This window comes from Bradyrhizobium sp. UBA2491, from assembly GCF_002341725.1.
In the GTDB taxonomy this organism is placed as follows: domain Bacteria; phylum Pseudomonadota; class Alphaproteobacteria; order Rhizobiales; family Xanthobacteraceae; genus Bradyrhizobium.
Window position 1 is genome coordinate 1 of record NZ_DDOP01000008.1, and the last position, 8,294, is coordinate 8,294.

At 67.7% G+C, this 8,294-nt stretch carries 8 protein-coding genes; 2 read left to right on the forward strand and 6 right to left on the reverse strand.

The window, feature by feature from the left end; genetic code table 11:
- Positions 1 to 59 precede the first annotated feature (59 nt).
- Positions 60 to 1,922, reverse strand: a complete 1,863-nt coding sequence (locus B2W55_RS02565; RefSeq protein WP_371412400.1) for a feruloyl-CoA synthase — start codon at positions 1,920 to 1,922, stop codon at positions 60 to 62.
- A gap of 132 nt (positions 1,923 to 2,054) precedes the next feature.
- Here B2W55_RS02565 and B2W55_RS02570 point away from each other — a divergent pair, with 132 nt between their 5' ends.
- Together B2W55_RS02570 and atzF are read left to right on the forward strand one after the other, a co-directional pair.
- Entirely contained in the window at positions 2,055 to 2,585 is a 531-nt protein-coding gene (locus tag B2W55_RS02570; protein WP_024578950.1) for a MarR family winged helix-turn-helix transcriptional regulator, read from the forward strand.
- A gap of 237 nt (positions 2,586 to 2,822) precedes the next feature.
- Positions 2,823 to 4,607 (forward strand): allophanate hydrolase, encoded by a 1,785-nt coding sequence (gene atzF / locus B2W55_RS02575; RefSeq protein ID WP_024578949.1) that lies wholly within the window; start codon positions 2,823 to 2,825, stop codon positions 4,605 to 4,607.
- A 76-nt stretch (positions 4,608 to 4,683) separates the two neighbouring features.
- On the opposite strand, the gene B2W55_RS02580 is transcribed toward atzF, so the two are convergent.
- The 5 genes from B2W55_RS02580 to B2W55_RS02600 form a co-directional block, all read right to left on the reverse strand.
- Complete coding sequence (locus B2W55_RS02580; protein ID WP_024578948.1) at positions 4,684 to 5,415, reverse strand: GntR family transcriptional regulator; 732 nt, start codon at positions 5,413 to 5,415, stop codon at positions 4,684 to 4,686.
- 17 nt (positions 5,416 to 5,432) lie between these two features.
- Positions 5,433 to 5,825, reverse strand: a complete 393-nt coding sequence (gene hpxZ, locus B2W55_RS02585; RefSeq protein ID WP_024578947.1) for an oxalurate catabolism protein HpxZ — start codon at positions 5,823 to 5,825, stop codon at positions 5,433 to 5,435.
- 1 nt (position 5,826) lies between these two features.
- Entirely contained in the window at positions 5,827 to 7,224 is a 1,398-nt protein-coding gene (locus tag B2W55_RS02590; protein ID WP_024578946.1) for an AtzE family amidohydrolase, read from the reverse strand.
- Between the two features lie 7 nt (positions 7,225 to 7,231).
- Positions 7,232 to 7,411, reverse strand: coding sequence for a DUF4089 domain-containing protein (locus B2W55_RS02595; RefSeq protein WP_024578945.1), 180 nt, complete (start codon positions 7,409 to 7,411; stop codon positions 7,232 to 7,234).
- A 19-nt stretch (positions 7,412 to 7,430) separates the two neighbouring features.
- Positions 7,431 to 8,294 (reverse strand): ABC transporter ATP-binding protein (locus B2W55_RS02600; RefSeq protein WP_291532178.1); only part of this gene is annotated, 864 nt, incomplete at its 5' end.

The following is an 8,294-nucleotide window of genomic DNA, read 5'->3' on the forward strand; positions in this document are numbered from 1 at the left end:
AAGGGGGGAGGGAACCCTTCCATCTGCGCCTTCCTCACTGAAGCCTGCTCTATTGCGCTTCAGCCCGCGCAGCCGATCGGCTCGGACGCCCCGTCGTCCTCCAGTACCGCCACTGCCGCAGCGCGGCGTGTCAGCACGGCGCGCTGGTTGATGTAGCCCTTGTCGGTGATCTCGCCGCCGTCGACCGAGGCGGGCTCGGCCAGCAACAGCGCACGGGTGGCGTGGCCGGAGGAATGGCCGCCTTGCGCCTTCAGCCGCGCCAGCCCCTGCCCGATCGCGGAACGGACCGCCGCATGGCCGATCGCCTCGCGCGCGTCGGCGTTGTCTGCCAGTCCCGCGAGCGCGCGGCAGGCGGCAAGGTTCGGGAACACCAGGAAGCGCACCTCGTCGCGGCCATGACCGGTGATGACGATGTCCTGCGCGAGCGGCGCCAGCGCCGCGATGCCGGCAACCCTCAAAGTGCCGACGCTGACCCAGGTGCCGGAGTTGAGCTTGAAATCCTCCGCGACACGGCCGTCGAAGAACAGGCCAAGCTCCGGCCGGTCAGGATCGGCGAAGGTGACGGCGTCGCCGATCTTGTAGAAGCCCTCGTCATCGAAGGCCGCCGCGGTCAGGTCGGGCGCCTTCCAGTAGCCCGGCGTGACATTGGGCCCGCGCACGCGGACCTCGAGCTTGTCGCCCGAGGGCACCAGCTTCAGCTCGGTGCCGGGAATCGGCACCCCGATATTGCCGGAGCGCTTGGCCAGGAAATGACAATCGGTCGCCAGCGGCGAGGTCTCGGTCGAGCCCCAGGCCGATACCATCGGCAGCCTGCGGCCAACCGTTTGCAGCGACAATTCTTCCAGCGCATCCCACAGATTCTGCGGCAGCGCCGCGCCGGCATAGAAGGCGAATTTGGTCCCCTCGAAGAATTTCCGGCGCAGCTCGTCGTCGGTGCGCAGCGCCGCGATCAGCATGTCGAAGCCGCGCGGCACGTTGAAATAGACCGTCGGCACCACGCTGCGCAGGTTGGCGAGCGAGGTCGCAAACAGGCCGGGCGCCGGCTTGCCGCCGTCGACGTAAAGCGTGCCGCCATTGCGCAGCACCAGGTTGAAATTGTGGTTGGCACCAAAGGTGTGGCTCCAGGGCAGCCAGTCCAGGATGATCAGTTCTTCGCCAGCCTGCTCCAGGAACGTCCAGGTCTGCGCCTTGGCCTGCTGGCTCGAGGTCAGCATGAGCTGGGTGTTGATCACGGCCTTCGGCGTGCCGGTCGAGCCCGAGGTGAACAGGAATTTTGCGATCGTCTCCGGCGTCACCGCGGCGAAGGCCGTGGCGACCTCTGATGATTCCGGCGTCGCTGCAATGGTGCGAAACGACAGCGCGTCCGCGTCATCGGGATTGCCGCTGACGATGGTCGCCCGATGCAGCGGCGCGATCGCGGCAAGCGCGGCCGCGAACGGCTTGGTGCTCGCAACGTAGATTGCGCCGGGATCGAGCAGCGCGATCATGCTCTTCAGCTTGTCGAAGTCTTTCGACATCAGCGAGTAGGCCGGCGAGATCGCGGCCGACGGCACGCCGACATGCTGGGCGGCGAGCGCAAGCAATGCGTGGTCGATGCCGTTGTCCGAGAGGATGACCAGCGGCCGTTCCGTGCTCAGGCCCTTCGCCAGGATCCATGATGCGGCCCGCCGCACGATGCCGCGCGCGTCGCGATAGCTGACGGTGCTCCATGGCGTTTCGATGCTGGCGCGTTCGCCGAGGAAGATGCGATCCGGCGCCTGCCGCGCCCAGTGCTCCAGCCAGTCGCCGACGCAGCGGGCACTCGCTTTCAAGGGCGTCGTGGAGCGGATCAGGATGCTGCCGTCGTCGCGGCGGTCGGCGACGATCGCCGGCATCGCGAACAGCTTGCTCGGATTGTCTCCGCTGGCGGCGGCCATCGTCATGGTTTCCTCCACGCCCATGTCTGTTCGGGACCGCGGTCCCGGCCGGGCTGTTGGCCATAATGTTGCGGACACCAATTGTTGTCGTCAACAACAATCTTTCCTTCCCGCCGCGGGCGCGCTAGCCTTGCGGCCATGGCAGGCCCGCAAAAGACGTCGCGCAAGGCAGCAGGAACAGCGGCGGCAATCCGCCGCCCCCGAACGCGCGCGGCAAATGGCCGGACGCGCGATGGCGACGCCGGGGAGGAGATCGGCCTCGACGCGCTGGTCGGCCACGCCGGCTACGCGGTGCGGCGCTTCCAGCTCTGGATCTTTCAGGACTTCATCAAGACACTGGCGACGGTCGATATCCGCCCGACGCAGTATTCTGTGATGACCGTGATCGGGGCCAATCCGGGCCTGAGCCAGATGGCGGTCGCCAAGCGGCTCGGGATCGAACGCGCGCGGCTGGTGCATCTGCTCGACAGCCTGGAGGAGCGCGACTTCGTCAGCCGCATCCCCTCCGTCACCGACCGCCGCTCCCACGCGCTGCATCTGACCGCACGCGGCAAGACCGCGCTGGCGCAGTTCAAGCGGCTCGCCGCCGAACACGAGCGGCATGTCGCCGAGAAGATCGGCAAGGACAACCGCCAGCAATTGTTGCGGATCCTCGCCTGCTTCACCTGATCCAACGATCGGATTCCGGCTCGGTCAAACCTGCCTGTAAAATAGGCAAATGCGCTCGCAGGCCAACCCGCACCAACGCCTGGCGACCGTTTCAAGCAACTGATATTGTGCGATAATCTGGCGCACTGTCGGCGCAGGCGAATTGTACACAATGGCACATTGCTTGCTTCGATCAGGCTGCAATTCCCTCGCGGGCGGCATCCAATGCCTCACCGCGCCAGAGACGAGGCCAACCACGTGACTGAAACTGTCGCCGCGATCGTTGCCGCACACCGCACCAAGACCATGACGCCGGCGCAAACCGTGGCCCGCAGCTACCAGCGCATCCGCGAGCACAACGATCCCGCCATCTTCATCAGCCTGCGCGATGAGAAAGAGGCGCTTGCCGAGGCCGCGCGGCTCGCAGATCCGACGCTGCCGCTCTATGGCGTGCCGGTCGCCGTGAAGGACAATATCGACGTCGCGGCCTTGCCGACCACCGCCGCTTGTCCGGCCTTCGCATACACGCCAGCCCACAACTCGACTGCGGTCGCCAGACTGCGCGCGGCCGGCGCCATCATCATCGGCAAGACCAATCTCGACCAGTTCGCCACCGGCCTGGTCGGCGTGCGCTCGCCCTATGGCATTCCCAGCAACCCGGTGCGCGGCGATCTGGTGCCGGGCGGATCGAGCTCGGGCTCGGCGGTGGCGGTCTCCGCCGGCCTGGTGCCGCTTGCGCTCGGCACCGACACCGCGGGCAGCGGCCGCGTGCCGGCGATGCTCAACAACATCGTCGGGCTCAAGCCGAGCCTCGGGCTGATCCCGAATACCGGGCTGGTGCCGGCCTGCCGCACGCTCGACTGCATTTCGGTGTTCTCGCTGACCGTCGACGATGCGCTGGCCGCGCTCGCCGTCATGGCGGGTCCCGATGACGCCGATCCGTTCTCGCGCGACCGGCCGCTGGCTACCCTCACGGCATTTCCGGCGAAGCTGAAGCTCGGTATTCCCAAGTCCGGTCAGCTGATCTTCTTCGGCGATCGCGCGGCCGAGAAGGCCTATGGCGAGGCAGTGAAGCGCTGGCGGGCGCTCGGCGCCGATCTCGTCGAATTCGACCTCGAGCCGTTCTACGAGACCGCGCGGCTGCTCTATGAGGGCCCGTGGGTCGCTGAACGCTATCTGGTGATCCGCGACCTCCTGGCTTCGTCACCCGAAGCGATCCATCCGGTGACGCGCGAGATCACCATCGGCGGTGCGCGCCCCTCCGCCGCCGACACCTTCTCGGCGCTGTATCGCTTGCAGGCACTGCGCCGGGTTGCTGCGCGCACCTTCGCAAGCCTCGATGCGATCGTGCTGCCGACGGCGCCGACCGTCTATTCGACAGCGGACGTGCTCGCCAAACCGATCGAGCTCAACTCGCGGCTCGGCACCTATACCAATTTCGTCAACCTGCTCGATCTCTGCGGCCTGGCGCTGCCATCGGCGATGCGGCCCGACGGCGCGCCGTTCGGCATCACGTTGCTGGCGCCGGCCGGCCGCGACGCCGAGCTCGCCAGCATCGGCCGCGTATTCCATGCCGATACCGGATTGCCGATCGGAGCCAACGCACTGCCGCAGCCGCCGCTTGCCGCAACGCCGGCTCCGGCGCAGGACGAGATCACCATTGCGGTGGTCGGCGCGCATCTCTCGGGCATGGTGCTGAACCACGAATTGACGACACTCGATGCACGCCTGCTGGAAGAGACGCTCACCGCGCCGGACTACAGGCTCTACGCACTCGACACCACACCGCCGAAGCCCGGCATGCTGCGCATCGAGGCGGGCGCGGGCCATGCGATCAAGCTGGAGCTCTGGGCGATGTCGCCTTCAGCATTTGGAATATTCGTCGCCGCGATCCCGCCGCCGATGGCGATCGGCACGATCAGGCTCGCCGATGGGCGGCAGGCCAAGGGTTTCATCGTCGAACCGGCCGCGATCGCCGGCGCAAAGGATATCTCGGCCTATGGCGGCTGGCGGGCGTTCATGGCGGAGAAGGTGAAGGCATAGCCGCCCCCACCGTCATTCCGGGGCGCGCCTCCTGGCGCGAGCCCGGAATGACGATGCTGATGGGTTTCCGCGAACGCTACACCGACACCGCGTAGGTCTCGTATTCCCCGCGGACGTGCTCGATATGGTCGCGCATCGCGGCCGCCGCGCCGGGCTTGTCACCGCGCATGATGGCGACCACGACGCGGTCGTGCTCGGCGTGGGATTTTGCAAGGCGCCCGAGGTTGCGGAACTGGGCGCGACGGAACGGCTGCACGCGCACCCGCGTCGCCAGGGTGATCTCGGCGATATAGGCGTTCTGCGAGCCGGCATAGATCGCGTTGTGGAAGCGCTCATTGACCTCGTGGAAACGCTCGGGATTGCCGGTGTAGCTCAGCACCCGCAGCTCCTCATGGACCGCCTCCAGCGCGTGACGCTCCGCCGGTGTCATCCGTTCGGCGGCAAGGCCCGCGCACATCGCTTCCAGCTCGGCCATCGCCTCGAACATGCCGGTCAATCTTTCGAGCGAGGGCCGCGCCACCACCGCGCCGCGATGCGCGCGGGCATCGATCAGGCCGCTGGCCGCAAGCTGCCGCAGCGCCTCGCGCACCGGGGTGCGCGAAACGTTGAAGCGGCGCGCGAGGTCGGTCTCGTCGAGCCCGGCACCCGGCGGCAGCGTGCCACGCACGATCTCGTCGGCGAGTTGCAGCCGCAGCTCTTCGGCGCGGGTGATCTTGTCGACCAGCGACGACGGGCGATCGACGCGCGGCACCGCCGGCTCGGACTCGGTCGGCTGCGGCGCGCGGGTCGGAAGATCGTCCAGGCTCATGGTTCAAGCGCTCGTGTTCAAACGCCCTTTGGCTCGTCGATGACGCTGACATGGGCGGCGACGATTCTCCAGCCCTCGGGGAAGCGAATCCACGTCTGCATCTGCCGGCCCACCCTGCCCGGCGCGTTGTCCCGGTAGAACAGCGTCGAGGCGATCGCGGTGTCGCGGCCATAGCTCGTGATCACGGTGCGGTCGATCCTGCGCATCAGGCCGACCGGCGTGCGCCCGGCGCGAAACGCCATGATCTCGGCGTAGCCATACAGGTTCTCGCCGATGCCGTAGCGCAGCGTGCGGCTGTCGTCGCGAAACAGCTCGTCGAGCACCGCGACGTCGTTCGACACCAGCGCCTTCTCATAGCGCTGGAACTGCGCGGTCACTTCGGCGACCACGTCGGGAAGATCGATGTCCATGTCAGAATCCCCTCGGCGCCGGCGCGGCCGCGACGCCCATCTGTTCCAGTGCATAGGCGACCCGCAGCGCGATGTCCTCGCGCCAGGGTGCGGTGATGATCTGCACGCCGATCGGCAACGGTTCAAGCGGCACCGGCACCGCCACGACCGGCAGGCCGATGAACGAGATCGGCTGGGTATGGATGCCGATATTGGCGCGGACCGGAAGCTCGACGCCATCGAGCGTGAAATTGACCTGACCGAGCTTCGGCGCTGTGCACGGTGTCGCCGGCGCCAGGATCACGTCGACCGACTGGAACAGCTCCAGCACCCTGGCGCGGTACCAGCGGCGGAATTTCTGCGCCTTGTCGACATAGACCGCCGGCACCATCGCGCCTGCGATGAAACGGTCGCGCACCGCCGGATCGAAATCGTCGGGACGCTTGCGCAGCCGGTCGAGATGCAGCGCGGCGCCCTCGGTGGTGGTGATGATGTAGGCAGCGGCGCGGGCGCGCGCGGCTTCCGGCAGCTCCACGGTCCGCGTGGCGCCGAGCGCCTTCGCGACGCGCGCGACCGCTTCGACGGCCTCCGGAAACACGTTCTGCTGGAAATAGCCGCCGGCGATCGCAACCCGCAGCCCGCGGACATCATGGGCGAGCAACGGCACGGTCGGCTCGACCGACTGCACGATGCACGCCGGATCATCTCCATCAGGTCCCTGCATGGCATCATAGGCCAGCGCGAGATCCCTGACGCTGCGCGCCAGCGGGCCGAGATGATCGAGGCTCGCGACGAACGGATAGGACCGCGCGCGCGACAGCCTTCCATAGGTCGGCTTCAGGCCGAACGTGCCGCAGAACGACGACGGCACCCGGATCGAGCCGTTGGTGTCGGAGCCGAGCGCGATCGGCACCAGCGCGCCGCCGACGGCGCTGCCCGAGCCGCCGGAGGAGCCCCCGGTCATCCGCGTCGGATCGTGCGGGTTGCGCGACGGGCCGTCATGGACGTTCTCGCCGGTGAAGTCGTAGGCGTATTCGCCCATGTTGAGCGCGCCGACCAGCACGGCGCCGGCCGCCTCCAGCCGCTCGATCAGCACGGCGTCGCGCGGCGACGGCGGCAGGTCGCGGTTGATCTTCGAGCCAGCGCGGGTCGAGAGCCCCTGCACGTCGAACAGGTTCTTGACCGCGAACGGCACGCCGGCGAGCGGGCCGACCGGTTGCCCCGCCGCGATGGCCGCGTCGATCGCGCGCGCCTTGGTGCGGGCGCGATCGGCGGTGACGTCGGTGAAGGAATTGAGCACCTTGTCGTGCGCGGCGATGCGCGCGAGCGCAGCCTCGGTCGCGGCGAGCGCCGTGAGCTTGCGGTGCGAGACGGCCTGCGCGATATCGGCGGCCGACATGAAAGCGGGAGTTTCGGACATCGCGATCTCAGGTCGAATAGACCGCGGCCGAGACGACGTCGTCCGGCAGCGGGAAGTCGTCGACCAGCTTTGCCAGCCGCAGCGAGACCTCGAGATTGGCGCGCACCGCGGGACGCCAGGCGTCCTCCAGCGGCAACCCCATCGCGCGCGCGACGGCGTTCATGTAGTCGTCGAGATGATCGGCCATTTCGCTCCCAATGAGTTTCTCACGACACCGGCAACGGCGGATGCGGGATCGCCGTCAGCAGTTCCCTTGTATAGGCATCCTGCGGATTGCCCAAGACGTGTTCGGCCGTGCCCTGCTCGACGATGCGGCCGGCACGCATCACGATGACGCGATCGCACAGCAGGCGCACCACGTTGAGATCGTGCGACACGAACAGATAGCTCATGCCCATCGACTGCTTGAGGTCCTGTAGCAGATTGAGCACCACCGCCTGCACCGAGACGTCGAGCGCCGCGGTCGGCTCGTCGAGGATGACGAGCTTCGGGTGCAGCGCGATCGCGCGCGCGATGCCGACGCGAGCCTTCTGGCCGCCGGAGAGCTGGTGCGGAAAGCGATCCAGCAGATTGACCGGCAGGCCGACCAGCCGCGCCAGCTCCTCGCAGCGGGCGCGCAGCGCGTCGCGTCCCCTGGTGTCGCCGAGCTGCATGATCGGGTCCACGATGGCGCGCGCCGCGGTGAAGCGCGGGTTGAGGCTATCGGTCGGATCCTGGAACACCATCTGGATCTGGCTGCGCCGCGGCAGCCGCGCGAAGGCTTGCGGCACAATGCCGCCGATGTCCTCGCCGTCGAACATGATGCGCCCGGAGGTCTGGTCCAGCAACCGCATCACCATCATCGACGTCGTCGACTTGCCGCAGCCGGATTCGCCGACCAGCCCGACGCTCTCGCCATGGCCGACCTCGAAGCTGATGCCGTCGACGGCGCGGAAGATGTCTTCCTCGACCGGCGGCTTGCGGCCGAACAGCTTTGTCAGCACCGAGCCCGCGCCCTGGCGGGGATATTCCTTCACGAGCTTTTCGACCGACAGGAGAGACTCTATCGGCCCCCTCTCCCCGTTCTTCAC